15 protein-coding genes are annotated in these 21851 nt (G+C 39.0%); 7 read left to right on the forward strand and 8 right to left on the reverse strand.

All coding sequences use genetic code 11. The features are described from left to right. Nucleotides 1-279 precede the first annotated feature (279 nt). Complete coding sequence (locus tag GJU39_RS10925) at nt 280-1392, forward strand: pectate lyase family protein (protein ID WP_154280843.1); 1113 nt, start codon at nt 280-282, stop codon at nt 1390-1392. A gap of 179 nt (nt 1393-1571) precedes the next feature. Here GJU39_RS10925 and holA read toward each other — a convergent pair whose 3' ends face one another. Next, a complete protein-coding gene (gene holA / locus GJU39_RS10930) occupies nt 1572-2594 on the reverse strand; it encodes a DNA polymerase III subunit delta (RefSeq protein WP_154280844.1) in 1023 nt (340 codons plus the stop codon). A 128-nt stretch (nt 2595-2722) separates the two neighbouring features. On the opposite strand from holA, the gene GJU39_RS10935 reads away from it, so the two are divergent. Continuing rightward, nucleotides 2723-3181 (forward strand): type I restriction enzyme HsdR N-terminal domain-containing protein, encoded by a 459-nt coding sequence (locus GJU39_RS10935; RefSeq protein ID WP_154280845.1) that lies wholly within the window; start codon nt 2723-2725, stop codon nt 3179-3181. 339 nt (nt 3182-3520) lie between these two features. Here GJU39_RS10935 and GJU39_RS10940 read toward each other — a convergent pair whose 3' ends face one another. From GJU39_RS10940 to GJU39_RS10965, 6 genes are all read right to left on the reverse strand, one after another. Continuing rightward, nucleotides 3521-4720, reverse strand: coding sequence for a Gfo/Idh/MocA family protein (locus tag GJU39_RS10940; RefSeq protein ID WP_154280846.1), 1200 nt, complete (start codon nt 4718-4720; stop codon nt 3521-3523). Then, a complete protein-coding gene (locus GJU39_RS10945) occupies nt 4720-6084 on the reverse strand; it encodes a 3-keto-disaccharide hydrolase (RefSeq protein WP_154280847.1) in 1365 nt (454 codons plus the stop codon). Before GJU39_RS10945 ends, GJU39_RS10940 begins: the two co-directional genes overlap by 1 nt. 89 nt (nt 6085-6173) lie before the next feature. Beyond that, nucleotides 6174-7529, reverse strand: coding sequence for a Gfo/Idh/MocA family protein (locus GJU39_RS10950; RefSeq protein WP_154280848.1), 1356 nt, complete (start codon nt 7527-7529; stop codon nt 6174-6176). Nucleotides 7530-7560: 31 nt separating this feature from the next. Next, nucleotides 7561-8424, reverse strand: a complete 864-nt coding sequence (locus GJU39_RS10955) for a sugar phosphate isomerase/epimerase family protein (protein WP_154280849.1) — start codon at nt 8422-8424, stop codon at nt 7561-7563. Nucleotides 8425-8934: 510 nt separating this feature from the next. Next, complete coding sequence (locus tag GJU39_RS10960) at nt 8935-11613, reverse strand: valine--tRNA ligase (protein ID WP_154280850.1); 2679 nt, start codon at nt 11611-11613, stop codon at nt 8935-8937. 1327 nt (nt 11614-12940) lie between these two features. Beyond that, nucleotides 12941-14923 carry a heavy metal translocating P-type ATPase gene (locus GJU39_RS10965; protein ID WP_154280851.1) on the reverse strand — a complete coding sequence of 661 codons (1983 nt, stop codon included), beginning with the start codon at nt 14921-14923 and terminating at the stop codon, nt 12941-12943. A 382-nt stretch (nt 14924-15305) separates the two neighbouring features. Here GJU39_RS10965 and GJU39_RS10970 point away from each other — a divergent pair, with 382 nt between their 5' ends. Together GJU39_RS10970 and GJU39_RS10975 are read left to right on the forward strand one after the other, a co-directional pair. Then, a complete protein-coding gene (locus GJU39_RS10970) occupies nt 15306-17342 on the forward strand; it encodes a M13 family metallopeptidase (RefSeq protein WP_154280852.1) in 2037 nt (678 codons plus the stop codon). A 229-nt stretch (nt 17343-17571) separates the two neighbouring features. After that, on the forward strand, nt 17572-18348 hold the full coding sequence (locus GJU39_RS10975) for a DUF2625 domain-containing protein (RefSeq protein ID WP_154280853.1): 777 nt from the start codon (nt 17572-17574) through the stop codon (nt 18346-18348). A gap of 13 nt (nt 18349-18361) precedes the next feature. On the opposite strand, the gene GJU39_RS10980 is transcribed toward GJU39_RS10975, so the two are convergent. After that, entirely contained in the window at nt 18362-18700 is a 339-nt protein-coding gene (locus tag GJU39_RS10980; RefSeq protein WP_154280854.1) for an MmcQ/YjbR family DNA-binding protein, read from the reverse strand. 158 nt (nt 18701-18858) lie between these two features. On the opposite strand from GJU39_RS10980, the gene mnmD reads away from it, so the two are divergent. From mnmD to GJU39_RS10995, 3 genes are all read left to right on the forward strand, one after another. Beyond that, nucleotides 18859-19521 carry a tRNA (5-methylaminomethyl-2-thiouridine)(34)-methyltransferase MnmD gene (gene mnmD / locus GJU39_RS10985; RefSeq protein ID WP_154280855.1) on the forward strand — a complete coding sequence of 221 codons (663 nt, stop codon included), beginning with the start codon at nt 18859-18861 and terminating at the stop codon, nt 19519-19521. A 125-nt stretch (nt 19522-19646) separates the two neighbouring features. Beyond that, nucleotides 19647-20594, forward strand: a complete 948-nt coding sequence (locus GJU39_RS10990; RefSeq protein WP_154280856.1) for an aldo/keto reductase — start codon at nt 19647-19649, stop codon at nt 20592-20594. A gap of 82 nt (nt 20595-20676) precedes the next feature. Further along, nucleotides 20677-21786 carry an AI-2E family transporter gene (locus GJU39_RS10995; protein ID WP_154280857.1) on the forward strand — a complete coding sequence of 370 codons (1110 nt, stop codon included), beginning with the start codon at nt 20677-20679 and terminating at the stop codon, nt 21784-21786. Nucleotides 21787-21851: the final 65 nt, after the last annotated feature.

A 21851-nucleotide genomic window follows, 5' to 3' on the forward strand; every position in this document is an offset into this window, starting at 1 on the left:
CCCTTTTTTTGATTTGACAAAAAAACGTGTAAATCATTATTTGTTTGCGAAAGCATTAAACGCTTTCAATTTGTTTAATCACTGCCATACCAAATACATTTCAGATTTAAATTTAAAAATAACATTTCCGGTAACGATTGCACAAATAAATTCATTATAAAAAGACTTATTTTGAATATTAGTAATGTATATTTAAAATTACATACAATTTTTTATCCGACACGCTTCTACAACATCCCGCTCCTCCTCCTTTTAAATTTCTAACCAAATTAAATCTAAATGAAAAACTATCTATTTTTATGCCTGTTGGCTATTGCCCTATTTTTTTCTATGCAAGGCTGCAAGAAAATAAATCAATTTAATTCAGAAACTGAAACTACTGAAAACGTATTAGTTAACCCAACAGCAACTGTTGAAGCCGTTTGTCCATCCAAGGGTTGGGCCTCACAAAATGGGGGCACCACGGGTGGTGGTGAAGTAACGCCTACCGTAGTTACAAACTATACCGCACTAAAATCAGCAATACAAAACGCAGCTGTTAAAGTGATCCAGGTTAACGGAACCATCACCATTCCATCTGGCGGCAGGATTAATTTCCAGGATCAAACCGGAAAAACACTTTTTGGTTCAGCTGGTGCTAAAATTGTATCTGCTGATCAAACTCAAGCCAACTCTGGTCTGATGTATGTGAAGAGATGCAATAATATCATTATCAGAAACATTATTTTTGAAGGTCCGGGTGCTTACGACGTAGACGGCCAGGACAATGTAACTGTTGATGCCTGCAATAACGTTTGGGTAGATCATTGCGAATTCAGAGATGGTGTTGACGGTAACTTCGACATCAAAAACACTTCAGATTACGTCACCGTATCTTATACGAAATTCGCCTATCAAAAAACGCCAAAACCAGACGGACCAGGCGGAGCAGATGATCACCGCTTCTCTAACCTGATCGGATCCGGCGATGACGCTACTGCCGATAGAGGCCATTTCCGGATTACTTTTGTACGTTGCTGGTGGGCTCAGGGCTGTGTGGCAAGAATGCCTCGCGTGAGATTTGGCAGGGTTCACATCGTTAACAACTTTTTTAACAGCACCGTGAGTACGAGCTGTGTACAGGCCGGTTTAGAATCAAATATATTGGTCCAGGCGAACGTTTTTGAAAATGTGAAGAATCCTATCGATTTAATGGCGAATAATGCTACCGCAGTGCAAAGTGTTGGTAATGCATTTAATTCAGTAACAGGTACACAGGTGGGCAATGGAGTGAATGCTTTTACGCCGCCATACAGCCTTACCGTTCTTAATGCTTCGAGCGTTAAAGCTACGGTAACCGCTGCTAACGGAGCAGGTGCCACCTTATCGGGGAATGTTTGTTCATCGTTATAAACACACCCATATTTTATAATATAAATGGGAATAGGAAATGTTGTAGAATGGCCGGAGTATTATTGATGGAGACCGAAGATTAATGTCCTGTCAATCAGTTGTATGAAAAAAGCCTGAATCGTAAGAATCAGGCTTTTTTATTACCCATACACATAGTGTAGTAAAGGGCTTATGCTATTTTAATGGATGATTTTAAATACAAGTTCTTTCAACAGTTCTCCATCGCTTACATTTCCGGAGCTATCCAACCCTTTGCTCTTCAAATCATACGCCCTCAGTAAACTAATCACCTGGAACACTTTGCCTGTATTATAATTTCTGGCTGCCGTTTCATAATCTTTTATAAAAAATGGCGGAACGCCTAATGCTGATGCGGCATCGGCTTTATTTGGGATGTAATGGTATTTAAGCAGTTTGGTGAAATAGCCGCCCAAATTAGCCAAAACCATTACCGTTGGATTTGCTTTTGGGTTACTGGCGAAATAATTAATGATTTTATTGCATTTCAGCACATCTCGAATGGCCAGCGCTTTTTGCAATTCGAAAACATTATATTCTTTACTGATTCCAATGTTTTTCTGAACCAAATCTGTGTTGATCATCACATCCTTTGGAACATTCAACATCAGCTTTTCGATTTCATTGGCAATTTTAGAAAGATCCGTGCCCAGGTATTCGGCCATTAAAGCAGATGCCTGCTGATCAATTTTGTACCCTTTCTCTTTGATAAATTCTTCTATCCAGGGTACCAGTTTATAATCACGAACAAGATCAGACTGAAAAATTAACCCCGATTTATTAATTGCTTTATAGATTTTTTTACGTTTATCGAAGTTAGCGTATTTGAAAGCCAATACTAAAATGGTGCTGGGCAATGGTTTTTCGAAGTAGTTGAGTACAAATTCTGCTTCTTTGCTCCCCGCATCTTCTTTGCCCCATTTTAAATCCTGTGCTTCTTTAACAATCACTACCTGAAAGTCAGACATCATTGGATAACGTTTCGCTGCGCCCAGAACAGTCGCCATATCTGTATCCTTTCCGTAAAGCACGGTTTGATTAAATCCTTTTTCAGCATCATTCAAAAGATTTTCTTCTATATAATCGGCAATCTGATCTATATAGTAAGCTTCTTCTCCATGCAATAAATACACAGGCTTAAACTTTCGGGCTTTTATATCTTTTATAATTTCGGCAGCAGTCATTGAGGGTAAAATTACAATTTAGGTTTTAGGATTTTGGTAAATGTTTATAAACAATGTTAACTTTGGCCGATTGTTAATAGCAGATGGCTTTTGCATCTGGATGCCAACTAAAAACTGCCAACTGTAAAATGTTCCACCCTACCCCGCTCAACCTTCCACCTTATCCTTTTAAGATTACCAGAAAAGATAATGTGGTTTTTATTTTCGATGAACTGCGAAAAAAGCATTTGGTTCTAACTCCGGAAGAATGGGTGAGGCAACACTTTATTCAAGATCTTATTGCGAGTAAAAAATTCCCGAAAACCTTAATTCAAATTGAGGGTGGTTTGGTATTGAATCAACTACAAAAACGAAGTGATATCTTGGTTTACAATACTGCTGGAGAAAAAGTAATGCTGATTGAGTGTAAGGCACCGAAAGTGAAAATTACGCAATCGGTTTTTGAGCAGGCATCACGATATAATTCCATTCACCAGGCCAAATGGATTGTATTAACAAATGGCTTACAACATGTTTACGCAAAAATGGATTTAGAGAAAGGTAGTTTTGTTTTTACGCAGGAAATGCCTGATTATCTGGATTTGTAAACCTCTTTCATTTTTAGCATTTAAGAAATAGAAGTTTAGGGTTCTAAACCATCATATTATCACTGTTATTTATAATCCTATGATGGAAAAATCGCATTTACATCCGGCTAAGCCAAAGTACAAAATCTTCGTTCTACTTAAATCCGGCCTAACAAATTTTTCGGCAAGAACAGTCAAAGCCTAACAACTAACTTTAATAGAAAAATTTTCAGCCGGTGTTTTTTGTTTCTTTTTGACATCAAAAAGAAAAGAGCCGGTCCGGTCAGGACAAAAAATATATTAGCATGACATAGAAAAACCCAAATTATTATATTATTCCTTGAGACCGATATTTAAATACTAAAAACTATACTCCTCTTTCCACAACTGCTTATTCCCAGAGTAAACTGCTTCATTACACATGGCCACACAAATGGAAGCCTGTGTGCCTGTTTTTACATTAGATGCCGGAAGCTTGCCTGAAATAATAGATTCGTAAAATTCATCCAGGGCATAGTTCGTTCCATCTAAAGTCGGTTTTGGAAGAATTGGAATTCCACCATCTGTATTGACTACGATTTTTGATGCTCCGGTAACGCCATCAACGATGCCAAGTTCCTTTATGGTTTCCTGCTCCGGATAAAAAACCCCCGTATTAGTGAGTAAAGAAACCGAACCTTTCGTTCCTTTGATTTTAAATAAATACCCATCATGCGCATTGCCGCAGGTTGCGCCGAAATTCCCGATCATGCCAGCCTGATCATACCGAAGCATAGTTTGAATGTTATCATATGTTTCACGACCATCTTTAAAAACATCAATCCCGCCAGTGCCCGTAATTTCATCCGGCTGGGTTTCGAAAGCCCAGTTAATGAAATCAATCTGATGAGAAAGCAACTCAGCCGCCAGGCCACCGGAATATTCTTTATACATGCGCCAGTTGATCTGTCGCTCGAGTTTAGGGTCATTCACCTTTCGGCGCCAGTTTCCATTCCGGTCCCAACGGCAATCAACTTGAGAAACTTTGCCCAAATAGCCGGTTTTGATCATTTCCTTTACCCTGAAATATAATGGCGAATAACGATATTGGTAGCCCACCTGATAAACCTGTTTCGGGTATTTCAAAACAAGATTCCGCAGTTCTAATGCCTGCGCAATGTTGTATGTCATGGTTTTTTCCACATACACATGCTTCCCGGCAAGAACGGCATCTTTAGCGATTTGAAAATGTGCGCTAAGTGGCGTGGCGATAAATACAGCATCGATGCTGCGATCATCCAGAACCTGTTTATAATTTATGATGCCCTTTGCTGATGAAGGAACAAATCGTTTTGTTTCCTCCAGCCTAAAACCCAAAACATCGCAATAAGCAACAATATTAAACTTCGCTGGCATCGACTTAATCACAGAAAGTACACCCTTCCCCCGGTCACCGCAGCCAATCATTGCCACGTTAATTACTTTTTCGCGGTTAAGCGTTAGGTTGCCCAGCACCTGCCCGGAGGCTAAAATGCCAGACCCAAACAACGCAGATTTTGTTAAAAAGGAACGGCGGTGCATTATAGAGTTTTGATTTTGATTGTTCTGAAATCTACCTTATTACCATGATCCTGAATGAGAATATGTCCTTTTGGTGCCTCCCCAAAATTCTTCCAGTCTTTATATTTACTAATTGCCACCAGTTTTTTAAACTCCTCAGATCCACGAACGTATTCTAAAACCTTAACACCATTTAAATAGTGCTCCACTTTATTGTTTGGATAAACCACTAAGCGGGCATTGTTCCAGCTCCCAATCGGACGCAAATATCTCGCTTCTTTTTTGGAAGTAATTAAGTCATATAAAGAGGCTAATGTTCGGTTTCCATCTCTTCCCAGTTTAGCATCCGGGTGCAATTCATCATCCAAAACCTGGTATTCTAAACCAATTGCCGAACCTGTATTTTTTTCGTTTAAGGTTACAAAATACTTCAATCCGCTGTTTGCGCCAGGCGTCAACTTAAATTCGAAGGATAAATCAAAAGCAGAATATTCTTCTTTAGTTACAATATCGCCCCCATTTGTAGATTCTGATCCGCCCGATGGCTCCACACTAATTACACCATCTGCCATTTTCCAGCCCTTGGCAGGAAAGGTATTTTTATAAGCACCAACCCAGCCATTGTTCGTTTTACCATCAAAAAGCAACTTGTAGCCTTCCGATTTTTCATAGGCCGACAAAGCGTTTGGGCTTAAGTTTACCGTATAAATGCCTTTTGGAAATGCTTTTGATTTTAAGCCGGTGGTTTCAATGTTAATATTCTTGAAATAAACCTTTTTCCCATCATTTTCTAAATTGTTGCCAATGCTGTGTACCTGCAAACCAATAAATCCGGATTGATCCAATGTATCAATCACATAAGAAACCGGACTGCCATTTACCCAGGTTTTCAATTCGTTACCAATGCATTCGATTCTATAATGGTTAAACTCATTCTTTTTGTATAACGATTTTGCCGTCGGGTTTAACTCCAATGGATAAAGCCATAACCTTCTTGCTTCATCATAAACACCTCCGGTCCATGACCTGGGTGTTGGATCTATTTCTACCTGCCGGCCAAAAACCTGTCCTTTACCCCTATTTCCTTCTTGCTTAATGTGGCTTCTGGTTTGGATTCCTGAATTCGTGCTTTCGCCCTCGAGTTTTACATCTAGTTCCAGAATAAAATCGCCATACTCTTTTTCAGTAATTAAAAATGAATTTGGCGTATCCTTAGTCATGGTTCCCACAATCATTCCATCTTCAACTTTATAAGGCGCTGCGCCTGCAACAGCTTTCCAGCCTGTTAAAGTTTTACCATCAAATAATGGTTTTGTTTTCTGCGCAGCAGCGGAAAAACTAATTATGGAAAGGGCTAGAAGGCTATATTTTCTGATGTTTAACATGGTTTTGGTTTTAAAAAGCACCATCCAAGACAGGTAAGACCATCTTAGTATTTTGCAAAATACTAAGGTTTCTTAGATAGTAGAATAAATTAATACTTAAATACTTTTCCGTTTGCGATTACTTCCTGTCTGTTTTCATCAAAGATTGCTTTTGCACCGGTACGCACCGCAGCATTGGTCATGATGTTGGCAATAGAATGCGAATAACCTGCCTCAACTGGCGCATTTGGCGTTTTACGGCTCCGCACACATTCCATCCAGTTTCTCATATGACCAGAGGTTAGCGAATCTCCACCCATATTTGCACCGGTTGCCGCTTTAATTTCTGTTTTACTCAAATCAAATTCTGGCAGAAGGTTGGCTTTCATCCCCATTGCGGCAGCTTCCTGCTGTTTTAATCCGCCTTTTGGCGAAACCTTATTGGTGATTAAATTTAATTCTCCGCCATTTGAATAATATACTTCGCCAACATCACCTACACTATTTTGCATCCTTGAGGTGAACGTTACCTGAAAACCATCCTCAGCATTTGGCTGTCCGTAATCAAAAACAGCAACCATAGCATCCCAGTTTCTGCGTCCATCTTTCCAGGTATAAATTCCACCATTGGCCACCACGCTTCTCGGATGTTTCAACTTGGTAAACCAGTGTACCGTATCAATCTGATGCGACATCCACTGACCCGGCATCCCTGATGAATAAGGCCAGAATAAACGGTATTCTAAATATTTCCTTGGATCGAAAGCTTCAGCAGGGCGATTTAGTAAAAATCTTTTCCAATCGATATCTTCTTCCTTTAATTTCGCGACCAGATCTGGTCTGCGCCAGCGGCCCGGCTGGTTAACATTCCACACCAGATCTACAGCCGTAATAGGTCCGAATTTGCCATCTTGAATAAACTTTGCTGCATTTGCATAATTTTCTCCACTTCTACGTTGAGAACCGATCTGCACAATCCGATCCGTAGCTTTAACGGCTTTCAGTGCTGCTTTTGCGTCATCCATTGTTTCAGCAAAAGGCTTCTCAACGTAAGCGTCACAATTGGCTTTTACCGCTTCAATAGTATGCAAAGCATGTTGAAAATCTGCCGTGCTGATGATAACAGCGTCCAGATCTTTCATGGCGTACAACTCATCATTGTTTCTGCACGCTTTTATATCATGGCCGAATTTATCTTTCAGGTGAGCTACGCCCAAATCACGTCTAAAAGTCCATAAATCAGAAAGGCCAACAACATCGAAATTGAGTTCTTTATTGTGGTTGAGGAAACAAGGAAGCAATGTATCCTTGAAACGGTCAGAAAAACCGACGATCCCTACGCGAACGCGATCATTGGCACCGATAATTCGTCCGTAGCTTTTTGCACTCATACCCATTGTTCCTGCATAGGTAGCCGCAGCAAAAATGGTCGATTGTTTGATGAATTTTCTTCTGGAGTTTTCCATAAATAGTTTTGTACTTGACAGCAGTATAATATTATTCCGTGTAAACGGCTTCAATTTGTTTGGTTAGGAATTTAAAAGATTCTGCAATTTGAGCTGGTGTATAATTTATTCCGGCTTCTATAAAAACCGGACCTTTATATTTCGCTTCTTTTAAAGCCCGTAAATAAGGTTTAAAATCGTCTCCTTTAATACCGGGTAAGGTTCTGGCTTCATGCTCAGCAATTTCACAATGAATTAATACATCGGCTGCATCAACAATACTTTGGGGCGATTCATTCTCGCGACGCATATGAAAGATATCTGCATTGAGCCCGAAGTTCGGGTGATTCACTGCACGTACAATTTCAGCAGCTGTTTTCACATTGGTGATAAAATTTGTTTCCTGGCTTTGCAGGTTTTCGAGTGCGATTTTAACATGATGTTTTCCGGCAGATGCGGCCAGCTTTTTACACAAGAGAACAAAATCGGCCTTAGCTTTTTCAACTTCATATCCATCTGGAATTTTGCGTGCTGTACCGCTACCTAAAACAATTACGCTTACTTTCGCCTGTTCGGCTCTGGAAAATAAACCTTCAGCATATGCTAAAACATCTCGTTCCACCACATCCGGACCTGCAATTTTCATCTGCCCTGGAAACATGACGTTACACATGTAGAGCCTGCCATTGGCATTTTTAATGAGTGTTAGATTTTGCTTAAATTTTTCTTCTGATAAAGATGGAGAAATCATTCTGCCAACCGATTCACCGAAAATTTTGAAGCCAGCTGCAAATACCAAACTATCTTTATCTATAGGCGCAACTATACCAAGACGGAGGTAGGTCTTTTTTTCTGATTGAAAACTAAAAAGAAAAATGGAAAGTAAGAGCAGTAAAATAGTAATTCTTGACTTCATTTTAAACTGGATTGGTTATTAAATTAATTCATAACAATACCTAATTGCAGTTTAAATGCAAATAGCAGGTTTAGATTTGGTTAGAAAGCTTAATTTTAATTACCCTAAAATAGGGATTTAAGTTTAGAGATACAGGAAGGTTCGGTAACAATTTAGAAGCTAAAGACCAGGTATTAAAAAAAACCCTTTCATGATGCCTTTCATTTAATTGAAACATTAAGGCAATAAGATTCTAAGCCATAACTTTACCTTTCTTATTGCCTTAATGTTTAATAAATTTGGCGAAGTTCTGCCATGCTCTTTCCCATTAAACTTCATACTTGAACCTTATCATTGATAATGACTTTTATTAAAGCAACAAAAAGGAAAGGTTATTTTTATGAACTTAATCTTCGGATAATCTGCTGGCTATTCAATTTCGACTTTTAAATATCCAGACCTATAAACGCAAAAAACCCTTTAGACATTTAAATCTAAGGGCTTTCTGAATATATCGCATTTTAAAAATACTTATCCCAACAGCGCTAAACTCTCTTCAATAATTTTAATCTTAGCTTCAGCATCTGCTTTCTTATTGCGTTCATTTGCTATAATTTCGGATTTCGCATTCTGCACAAAACGCTCATTGCTAAGTTTAGCATCTACAGATTTTAAAAATCCCTGCAAATAAACCAAGTCGGCATTTAAGCGGATCCGCTCTGCATCAACATCAATATTTTCAGTTAATGGAATAAAAAACTCATCCTTCCCGGCCATGAAAGCTGTTGCACCTGGAATTTTATCATTTACAATTTCAGCGGCTGACACATTGGCCAGTTTAAAAACAACATTTAACCATTTTTCATAATCAATATCAGAATTTACTTTTAAGCTTAAAGGCAGCGCTTCTTTCGGTGAAATTTGTTTTTGGTTCCTTACATTTCTAATTTCTGCAATTACCGTTTTTACTACTTCTGCATCTTTCAATAATTTTTCATCTATTAAACCGCCTTTGGGAAATTCTGCCACAATACAGCAATCCATTTCTCCGCGTTCTGCAAACAGATCATCATGCCATAATTCTTCTGTTAAAAAAGGCATATTTGGATGCAATAACTTGATAATATTTTCAAAAAACCCGATCGTAGCGCGGTAACTTTCTGCATCAATTGGTTGCTGATAAGCTGGTTTAACCATTTCCAGGTACCAGGCGCAGAAATCATCCCATACCAATTTATAAGTAATCATCAGCGCTTCAGACAAACGATATTGTTTAAAGTTATCTTCAATTTCTACCAATGCTTCATTGAAACGGTTCCCGAACCATGAAATCGCCTGGGTATTTGGATTTTCTAATTGCTCATCAACCTCCCAGCCTTTAACCAGACGGAAAGCATTCCAAATTTTGGAGGCAAAATTCCGTCCCTGTTCACAGTAACTTTCATCAAACATGAGGTCGTTACCTGCCGGAGATGACATTAACATACCTACACGAACGGCATCTGCACCATATTTTTCAATCAACCCAATCGGATCCGGAGAGTTACCCAGGGATTTAGACATTTTACGACCTAACTTATCGCGAACGATACCAGTGAGATAAACATTTGTAAATGGCTTTTTACCCATAAACTCATGTCCGGCCATAATCATTCGTGCTACCCAAAAGAATAAAATCTCTGGTGCCGTTACCAGATCATTGGTTGGATAATAATAGTTGATATCTTTATTATCAGGGTTTTTAAAGCCATCAAAAACAGAGATAGGCCACAACCATGAAGAAAACCACGTATCCATTACGTCTTCATCCTGCTTTAAAAAGGGCTCCAACTGATGTTTAAATCCAGCTTTTTCAGCTTCAGAGCCGGTTTCGTCTAAATGTTTCTTTTTCCAGAATTCTTCCAGTGCCTCCTCTTTGGTTTTGGCAACTACCCAATTTCCTTTATCATCATACCATGCCGGAATCTGTTGCCCCCACCATAACTGACGAGAGATGTTCCAGTCGCGAACATTTTCCATCCAGTGGCGGTAAGTATTTTCAAATTTATTCGGAATCAGGTTTACCTCGCCGTTTAAAACATCATCTAAAGCGGGTTGAGCCATCTCCTTCATTTTCACAAACCATTGCATTGAAAGCTTAGGCTCAATAGCGGCATCAGTCCGTTCAGAGAAACCAACCTGTGATTTATAGTCTTCTACTTTTTCTAAATGACCAGCTTCATCCAATAATTTAGCAATTTTCTTACGGGCAACAAACCTGTCTTCTCCCACTAAAATAACAGCTAACTCATTTAAAGTTCCATCGTCATTTAAAATATCGGTAACTGGTAAATTGTGTTTAACACCCAGTTCATAATCGTTCAAATCATGCGCCGGAGTAACTTTTAAACAGCCTGTACCAAATTCGATATCAACGTATTCATCTTCGATTACAGGAATTTCATGATTAACCAGCGGCACAAAAACTTTTTTTCCTTTTAAATGCGTAAAACGTTCATCATTAGGATTAATACAGATTGCAGCATCAGCCATAATCGTTTCTGGCCTTGTTGTCGCTACCGTCAAGTATTCAGGTTCGTCTTGATTCTTGCTACTCGATACCTGATACTTAATATAATATAGCTTTTGATTAACTTCCTTACGGATTACTTCCTCATCAGAAACTGCAGTTTTACCTGCCGGATCCCAGTTTACCATGCGAATCCCGCGGTAAATCCACCCTTTTTTATACAAGTGAATAAAGGAATCAATAACGGCAGCAGAGAGATCTTCTTCCATTGTAAAGCGGGTGCGGTCCCAATCGCAACTCGCACCTAGTTTTTTCAATTGCTCTAAAATAATACCACCGTATTTCTCTTTCCATTCCCAGGCATATTTCATAAATTCTTCACGGGAAAGATCTTTTTTATTGATGCCTTGCTCCTTTAACATGGTCACCACTTTCGCCTCCGTGGCGATAGAAGCATGATCAGTTCCAGGAACCCAGCAGGCATTTTTGCCTTGCATACGGGCTTTACGAATCAAAACATCCTGAATGGTATTGTTTAACATGTGCCCCATGTGCAACACCCCGGTAACATTTGGCGGCGGAATGACGATGGTGTAAGGCTCGCGCTCATCTGGCTCTGAGTGAAAAAACTTCTTAGATAGCCAATAGCTATACCATTTATCTTCTGTTTCTGCTGGATTGTACTTGGTGGAAATGCTCATGAAAAATTAATCAATATCAATTTGAATGGCAAAAATACGTTTTTAAGCCCAAAACTTAAAGCAGAAATCATGTGAAAGGAGGTAATAGGATTACCTGCCAAAACGAGCTTTCCTTTTCGCCAAAACCCAATTACTTCTAAAGGAAGCGGACAGCTAAGCAGCCTCCAATGAAGATAGCAATCCGGTTATATCAATCATATTATCGAATTATCGAAGCATCTATTATTTCATAACCGTGGGTTTCAACCAACGGAAACTCCGGAGATCAAGCGTTCTAATCTCATTATAAAATAAATCGAGAATGCGGACAGCCGAATCAGCCTCCAAGGAATATAGCATCCGGTCATATCAATCGTATTATACAAGCGTCTGTTATTTCATAACCGTTGGTTTCAACTAACGGAAACTCCGGAAATTAAGCGCTCTAATCTCTTAAAAAATGAATCGAGAATGCAGGCAGCTTAAGCAGTCCGCAATGCAGATAGCAATCCGGTCATATCAATCGTATTATCGAAGCGTCTGTTATTTCATAACCGTGGGTTTTAACCAACGGAAACTCCGGAGATCAAGCTCTTTAATCTCTTTATAAAATGAACCGAGAATACAGGCAGCCTGCAAGGAATATAGCAATCCGGTTATATCAATCGTATTATACAAGCGTCTGTTATTTCATAACCGTTGGTTTCAACCAACGGAAACTCCGGAGATCAAGCGCTCTAATCTCATTATAAAATAAATCGAGAATGCGGACAGCCGAATCAGCCTCCAATGAAGATAGCATCCGCTCATATCAATCGTATTATCGAAGCATCTGTTATTTCATAACCGTTGGTTTCAACCAACGGAAACTCGGAGATCAAGCTCTTTAATCTCTTTATAAATGAACTGAGAACGCGGACAGCTTAAGCAGTCCGCAATGAAGATAGCATCCGGTCATATCGATCGTATTATCGAAGCGTCTGTTATTTCATAACCGTTGGTTTCAACCAACGGAAACTCGGGAGATCAAGCGCTTTAATCTCTTTATAAATGAACTGAGAACGCGGACAGCTTAAGCAGTTCGCAATGAAGATAGCATCCGGTCATATCGATCGTATTATCGAAGCGTCTGTTATTTCATAACCGTTGGTTTCAACCAACGGAAACTCGGGAGATCAAGCGCTTTAATCTCTTTATAAAATGAACCGAGAATGCAGGCAGCTGAAGCAGTCCGCAATGAAGATAGCATCCGGTCATATCAATCGTATTATCGAAGCATCTATTATTTCATAACCGTTGGTTTCAACCAACGGTATTGCTCACCAATCTTTCGGTAAAAAAATGGCTGCTAAAACTTCATTTTCTGAATTCGAACTGCATTTAAAATTGCGAGTAAAGCAACACCGACATCGGCAAAAACAGCTTCCCACATGGTGGCTAAGCCACCGGCACCTAAAATTAAAACCAGCGCCTTAACTGCAAAAGCCAAAACGATATTCTGAATCACAACTTTTTTAGTGGCTTTACCAATTTTGATGGCCGTTACAATCTTCGATGGCTGGTCGGTCTGAATCACTACATCAGCAGTTTCAATAGCCGCATCACTACCCATTGCCCCCATTGCAATTCCAATATCACTGATAGCCAGAACAGGTGTATCATTTATACCATCTCCCACAAAGGCAACAACATTAGATTTAATGTTTTTAATTTCTTCTAATCTGGCAACTTTATCTTCAGGAAGCAGATCTCCGTAGAATGAATGAATACCTAACGTTTGAGCTACTTTTTTAACAATGCTCGTTTTATCGCCACTCAACATCACCACTTGTTTGATACCATTTTCATATAGCTGCTTAACAGCATCTGCCGAGTCGTCTTTAATTTCATCGGCTATTAAAACATAACCCGCATATTTTTCATCCACGCTCAATGCCACTATGGACGCTTCTGTATCGTTTATTTTGAAATCAAAATCAATGTTAGACTTCGTTAAAAGCTTCGTATTTCCTGCCAGAATTTGCTTTCCATTTACAGTTCCTTTGAGGCCCATGCCTGAAATCTCTTCCACATTTTCTGCCAAATAACTGATGCCATCACCAACATATTGAACTATTGCCCTGGCAATTGGGTGCGTCGATTTAGCCTCTAATGCACCTAAGAGGTTCAAAAATTCAACCTTATCAATATTACTTTCTACTTTCTGAACTTTAAAAACACCCTTAGTCAGTGTTCCGGTTTTATCCATCACTACCGTATTCAACTTGGTGATTAAATCTAAAAAATTAGACCCTTTGAAAAGTATTCCATGAGCAGATGCAGCCCCGATACCACCAAAATAACCTAGTGGAATAGAGATCACCAACGCACATGGGCAGGAAATAACCAGAAAAACCAATGCGCGGTATAACCAGGTCTGAAACTGATACTCGCTTCCCAGAATTACAATTGGAATAGTCACTAAAGCAAGCGCAAGAAAGAAAACTATAGGCGTGTAAACTTTGGCAAACTTACGGATGAACAATTCTGTTTTTGCTTTTCTGGTGGTGGCATTCTGCACCATTTCTAAAATCCGGGAAAGCGCACTATCTGCAAATACTTTGGTAACTTTTATTTCAATAAGCAAGTCCAGATTGAGCATTCCCGCCAATACATTTTCACCTTTGCTAATGGTTCTTGGATTGCTTTCACCAGTTAAAGCAGCCGTATTAAAACTACTTTTTTCTGATAACATTTCTCCATCCAACGGGATTTTCTCTCCGGCTTTAATTTGAATGGTTTCTCCAACATCAACCTTTTCAGGACTCACACTTTCATATTTGCCATTACGTAAAACATTGGCTACATCTGCCCTAACATCCAGCAAAGCTGAAATATTTCTTTTTGCCCGGTTAACAGCGGCCATTTGAAATAACTCACCGATGGTATAAAACAGCATTACCGTTACGCCTTCCGGATATTCGCCGATAGCAAAAGCGCCAATTGTAGCAATGGACATTAAAGAAAACTCTGTAAAAAAATCTCCGGCTTTAAAGGTTTCCCAAACTTCTTTCAATACCGGAATACCAACTGGTAAATAAGCAACTATATACCAGTACGGGCGGATCATTTTAAAAGCTTCGATTTTAAAAACATTATCGAATGCAATGCCAATAAGTAACATACCTAAAGTAACTATTGCGGGCAGATAAGTTTTAAATGATGACGGATCACCACCATGATCATGGTCATGTTCATCGCCTTCTTCATGCGAGTGGCTGTGATGATCTTGGGTTTTTGAATGGGCTTTACTACTGCAACAGCTATCTTCTTGACTATGGGTATGGCTCATTATTTTATTTTGCTAACATTCATTATTTAATTATACACTTGGTTTTAACAGAAAAATCCAGGTGTTCATGAGCGCTTGTCGGTTTGATTTAATCACACCCAACAAAACAAATTTAGACAAAAAAATACTTTATCGTGAATCATTCTTAATAGCGATATTTTCGGTAAACACACAATAAATAATGTTAAAAAATGTTAATAATGTATTAAAGATCGAAAATCATGAAATCCATTAAAATCTCATTTTCAGCATCCGAAATTATCAGACGTCTAGGTTTGGCAAAAATTTACTACTGGTTTAACAAGTAATATTCTTAATATATTGTTTCAGTATTAATTAGTATTTCATAAATTTCGCAGTAATAACTAACTTATTGAAACGAATGAAATACAAAAATTCGAAAAGATATTTTGCAGCGCTCGCTATAGTTGCTGCTGGCTTTTCTGCCGATGCACAAACTGCAAGGAAATATATCGACCCGGCGAACATGGATTTAAGTGTTAAGGCTGGTGATGATTTTTACACATACGCCAGTGGTAACTGGGTTAAAAACAATCCCGTTCCTGCAAAAGAAACACGCTGGGGCTCTTTTAACGAACTTCGCGATTTCAATATTAATGCTGTAAAAACATTAGTAGAGGATGCAGCAGCGGATAAATCTGCGCCTGCAGGTTCTGTAAAACGCCGTGTTGGTGACTTTTTCGCTGCCGCAATGGATACTGTGGCTATCGAAAAATCAGGCTACACTCCAATCAAAGCCGATTTAGAAAAGATAAATCAGATTAAAGATTTGCAAGGCGTGTTAGACCATGTTGCTTACATGCGCGTGAGCGGAGTTGGAAGTCCGATGTTTGGCATTGGCGTAGGTCAGGATCGTAAAAATGTTAACAAATACATGGTTAACATTGGTCAGGGCGGCACCACATTACCCGATCGTGATTATTACCTGAAAGATGATTCCCGGAGCGTTAAAATTCGCGAAGCATATAACACCTACATGACCACCCTGTTCACCTTAACGGGAAGTGATGCTGAAACTGCGAAACAGAAAGCAGCAACTGTTTTTAAAATTGAAAAGGAATTGGCAGAAGCTCAAATGAGCCGCATGGAAATGCGTGATCCTTATGCAACTTACAACAAATTAACCGTTGCAGATTTAAGTAAAAAAACACCGGATATCAACTGGGCTACTTATTTACCTAAATTTAAAATAAAAGGACAAGATACGGTATTGGTTTCATCGCCTAAGTTTTTAACCAGCTTAGACGGTTTATTAAAATCGGTTTCACTGGCAGACTGGAAAACCTACTTGCAATGGAATGTATTGAAAAATGCTGCAGGTAGCTTAAGTTCTCCTTTTGTTAAAGCAAACTTTGCCTTTACTCAGGCACAAACAGGTCAAAAGGTGCAAACACCACGCTGGCAACGCATGTCTTCTTTAACAGATGGCACAATTGGCGAGCTCTTAGGTCAGCTTTATGTGGCTAAATACTTCAAACCTGAAGCAAAAGCCCGTATGGATGCGATGATCGTAAACTTACGGAAGGCCTTCGAAATCAGAATTAATGGTTTGGAATGGATGAGCGCAGAAACTAAGAAAAAAGCATTGGAAAAACTTGCTGCATTTAAACCAAAAGTAGGTTACACTACTAAGTGGGAAACCTATACTGGTTTAGACATCAGGAAAGATACTTATTTCCAAAACCTTCGTAATGCCAGCGTTTGGGGCTACAATGAAAACGTAAACAGATTAGGCAAGCCAATCGATCGCAACCGTTTCGGTATGACACCTCCAACCGTAAACGCTTCATACAGCCCGACAATGAACGACATTACGTTCCCTGCCGGAATTTTACAGTTCCCGTTTTTCGATCCAAATGCTGATGATGCTGTAAACTATGGTGGTATCGGCGCGGTGATTGGCCACGAAATGAGCCACGGTTTCGATGATAGCGGAAGTCAGTATGATGCACATGGTAATTTGAAAAACTGGTGGACAGCAGAAGACAAAGCTAAATTTGATGCTAAAACGAAAGCTTTGGGTGAGCAGTTCGATGCTTACACCGTGTTAGACACCGTACATGTAATTGGCAAATTAACCATGGGTGAAAACATCGGTGATTTGGGTGGACTAAACGCAGCTTATACTGCTTTCAAAATGACAAAACAAGGCCAAAGCAATGAGAAAATTGATGGCTTTACACCAGATCAACGTTTCTTCCTGGCATGGGCTCAAGTATGGAGAGGTAACATTTTACCAGAAAGTGCAGCCCAGTTAATTAAAACAGACCCACACTCACCTGGTCCGTACCGTACAATTGGTGCTCCGGTAAATATGGATGCCTGGTACACTGCATTTGATGTAAAACCTGGTGACAAATTATATAAGAAACCAGAAGATAGAATTAGAATGTGGTAATACTAAGGAAGAGGGTTTAACGGTAGAAGGCTTGAAGCTTTCTGCTAAAACTTAAAAATTTCATCCCTCACCGGAATATCTAACCTGTTATTTTGAGCGCTCCCGACAAACCGGGAGCGTTTCTTTTTTAAAAAATGTCTTTACCTTGTCTAAGATTTATTCAGTTCTGAAACAAAAATCCACGATAATCATTATATCTTTGATAAAATATATGCATCAATCATCATACATGAAAGGCACACTCAAAATCTTTTCCCTCATTGCTTTAAGCCTAATATCTTTCGGTGTTGCAGCTCAAAACAAACTCATCAGTTTAGACAAACTAATTAACAAAACCGATCCGGCCTGGCCCCTGGTTCAAAAGTGGATCGACTCAGCAAAAAATAAAGTTGAAGTTTTACCAGTAGATTCTGTAAAGGCGAAAGAGGTACTTTATAATGCGCAAATGACTACATATGCTACGCTGGGATCGGTAATTTACAACACCGGCGGTATTATGGTAGATAATGGATGGATCAGAATTCTAGGTTCCGGAAGTGAAAGAATGACGCGTAACATTGCAGATTGGAACAAAGGTAAAACCATTAAAGAATTTGGAGATAATGTTCCATACCTGCTCATTGCAGACGATGCCATCGGTGGTTTTTTCGCCATTAACTATGGAGGTTTAGGTCCGGATGTTAAAAATGTATATTACCTGGAACCAAACACGCTAACCTGGCAGCCACTTGGTGCAGGCTATGGCGAATTTCTGGTTTTTTGCTTCGACAGTGATCTTTCTAAATTCTATAAAGGCTTACGGTGGAGCAGCTGGGATCAGTTTATTGCCAATTTAGATGGAACTAAAAGTTATAGTTTCCGCCCGTATCTATGGGAGAAGGATACTGATATTGAAAAATGTTCGAGAAAATTAGTAGGGATAGAAGAAATGTACAATTTCAATATTATGAAATCCAAAGAGTTGAACGCCGATAAGGGCATCAAAAAAGACGACGCTAAACAATAATATATTACTTAAATCAAATATACCTGGCTTGAATTTTCTTCGGCAGCTTGGCCAAAACCATTGCACGCGAATCTGCCACCCGCTGTTTTAATTCCTGATCAGTTAACACATCCAGGTTTTCAACTTGAATCCATTGTCGCTTTGCCAAGTGATAAGCCTGTGCAATTCCGTCTCTCGCAGTTAAAGCATCAAAATCATCCGGATTGCATTTGATCGAAAATCTTGTTCCCTCATCAATAGCAATAATGATGTAGATCTTTTCCTCAATCATAAAACACAAATGATCCCACTTCATGCCTTCAGTTGTTCCCGGCAGAGTTAAACAATATTCTCTGAATGATTCGATATCCATTTTTGGGGTTTAGGGTTTAGGGTTTAGGGTTTAGGGTTTAGGGTTTAGGGTTTAGGGTAAACATATAGATAAAAACTAAGTTGGTGCTAAATTGAGATCGTTTATACGAAAGTAGTAATTTCGCATAATTATCCATAAAATCATTTAATCCTGCACACATGAACATTATTACTCAAACTGCCGATGGCTCCAATACGCTTTATAACGAAACTATTGGAGAACATTACCATAGTAAGCATGGGGCACTTCAGGAAAGCAAGCATGTTTTTATTAATGCCGGACTGAAATATGCAGCAGGCGAAAAATCAGGGATATCAGTTTTGGAAGTGGGTTTTGGAACCGGATTAAATTTTATACTCAGCTTCGAATATTGTGTTCAAAACAACATAGACATCGATTACACCAGTATTGAAGCTTTTCCGTTAACCAAAGAAGTAATCAATCAAACGGGTTATTCGGCTTATGTTTCACCAAAAACCTGGGATGATTTTATCTCCAATTATGAGGAAGCATTAAATAAAAAACAAACCCTATCGTCATACTGCAAGCTGGAAATCCCACATACAACACTGGCAGGTTTTGCAACCGACAAAAAATTCGATGTAATTTATTACGACGCATTTTCTGTACAGCACCAGCCGGAAATGTGGAGCAATGAAATCATTGCCCATGTTTGCAGCTTTTTAAAACCCGGTGGAACATTTGTTACCTATGCCATCACCGGCAACCTGAAGAGAGCTGTTAAAGCCTGTGGTTTTACGATAGAAAAACTGCCTGGCGCACCAGGCAAGCGGGAAATGCTTAGGGCAATAAAAATGTAAATCAGCTTTGCTGATAAGTTTGCTACCGGTTTTAATTTACATCTTTCCTAAATCTGACAGAAAGGAGACCGCCGGTAAAAACCACAGTTCGGTTCGTTTGTTACTTCTATATTAAAAAGAAGATCATGGAAAAAAGAATATTAGGTAAAACAGATTTAAGCATCGCACCCATTGTATTTGGAGGAAATGTATTCGGCTGGACAATTGATGAAAAAAAATCATTCGAAATATTAGACCAGTTTATAGATAACGGATTTAATTTTATAGATACAGCAGATGTATATTCCCGCTGGGTAGAGGGCAATAAAGGTGGTGAATCAGAAACCATTATTGGCAACTGGTTAAAAAAACATAGCAAACGCCACGATGTGGTAATTGCCACTAAAGTAGGCTCTGACATGGGCATGGGTAAATCACTCAAAAAAGATTACATCATTAACCAGGTGGAACACTCGCTTTCCAGGTTGCAAACGGATTACATCGACCTATATTTTTCTCACTTTGATGATGAAACCACTCCAGTTGAAGAAACTTTAGCGGCCTATGAAACCTTAATCAGGGCAGGGAAAGTGCGTTGGATTGGTGCCTCAAATTTTTCAGCGGCGAGATTGAAGGAATCTTTATTGTTTTCGATACAGCACAGCCTACCCCGCTATGAAGTTTACCAGCCAGGCTACAACTTATTCGATAGGGAAGAATTTGAACGCGAACATGAAAAAATCTGCCTCGAAAATGATTTAGGTGTAGTAACTTATTATTCTTTGGCAAGTGGATTCCTTACCGGAAAATACCGCAGCGAAGATGACTTGAAGAAAAGTAAACGCGGAGGTGGAGTTAAGAAATTTTTAAACGAGAGAGGTTTTAAAATTCTAGATGCCTTAGATCAGGTTGCACACAAACACCATGTAGAACAAGCATCAGTCGCTTTAGCATGGCTGATCAATCACCCTTCAATTACCGCACCTATAGCAAGTGTGACAGATTTGAGTCAATTAAAATCTTTTACGGAAGCCGCTAATTTGCTATTGACCCCGGAAGACATTTCACTCCTTGATAAAGCCAGTATCTATTAAGAAATAATCAACTATATTTAAATGCCCGATTAATCAAAACCATTAATCGGGCATTTTGTATTACTGTGGATTTAAAACTATCATGAGAGAAAAATTAACGTTCCTGCCCAAACTGGCCCTAATCCTTTTTTGCCTAATCAGTTTAACCTACATCGCCATATTGGGTCAGTCACTATTGGCACCACTACTTTTTTCTTTCCTAATGGCAATTTTATTGCTTCCGGCAGGGAACTTTTTAGAACAAAAATTCAGACTAAAAAGAAGCCTCGCAACAATTGTTGCAGTGATTTTAATGATTGCTGTTATCGGTGGGATCATGTATTTTTTTGGAAATCAATTAAGTGATTTATGGGCAGACTGGCCCTTATTGAAACAAAAAGCCAATATTTCTTTTCATGAATTGCAACACTGGATTTCGATTACCTTCCACGTAAATACCGAGAAACAACTCGCTTACCTTAATGATAGTACCGAGAAAGCCCTCGCAACCAGTGCTACAATCGTCGCTACAACGCTTGCAACCTTATCTTCCACCCTCCTATTTTTAGGATTCACTTTATTATTTACTTTCTTTATTTTAAACTACCGCCGGGTATTATTTACTTTCTTAACTTCTGTATTTAAAGAAGAGCATAAAGAAAAAGTGACTGAAATTGTGAACCAGATCCAATACATCATTAAAAAATATATCATTGGTTTGTTTTTACAAATGCTAATTGTAACCATTTTAATGATCGCCGTTTTAAGTTTGTTAGGAGTTAAATATGCTGTCTTGTTGGGTTTGGTAGCTGGCATCTTTAATGTTGTTCCCTATCTTGGGATCTTTTTCGCACTGCTGATAAGCTGTTTAATCACCTTTGCAACTGCTGGTGCAGGAAAAGTTCTCCTCGTTTTGATCACTTTTATTGGTGTGCATGCCCTTGATGGCAATATTTTGATGCCTTTAGTTGTGGGCTCCAAAGTAAAAATTAATGCCTTATTTGCTTTTCTGGGAATTATTGTCGGGGAAATGGTGTGGGGAATCTCTGGCATGTTTTTGTGTATTCCTTACCTGGCCATGTTGAAGATTATTTTCGACCGTGTAGATAACCTTAAACCATGGGGTATCTTAATGGGTGAAGAGCATAAACCAGCAAAGAAAAAACGAGTTTACCAGATCACTAAAAAAATAAAACTCGAAGAAAAAGACTAATTTAATATTCTAGCGTTTTAAACTGCAAATCTAAATGAGGTTTTCAAAAAACAAAGGTTGATTAA

It is taken from the genome of Pedobacter petrophilus, from assembly GCF_009674725.1.
Classification (GTDB): domain Bacteria; phylum Bacteroidota; class Bacteroidia; order Sphingobacteriales; family Sphingobacteriaceae; genus Pedobacter; species Pedobacter petrophilus.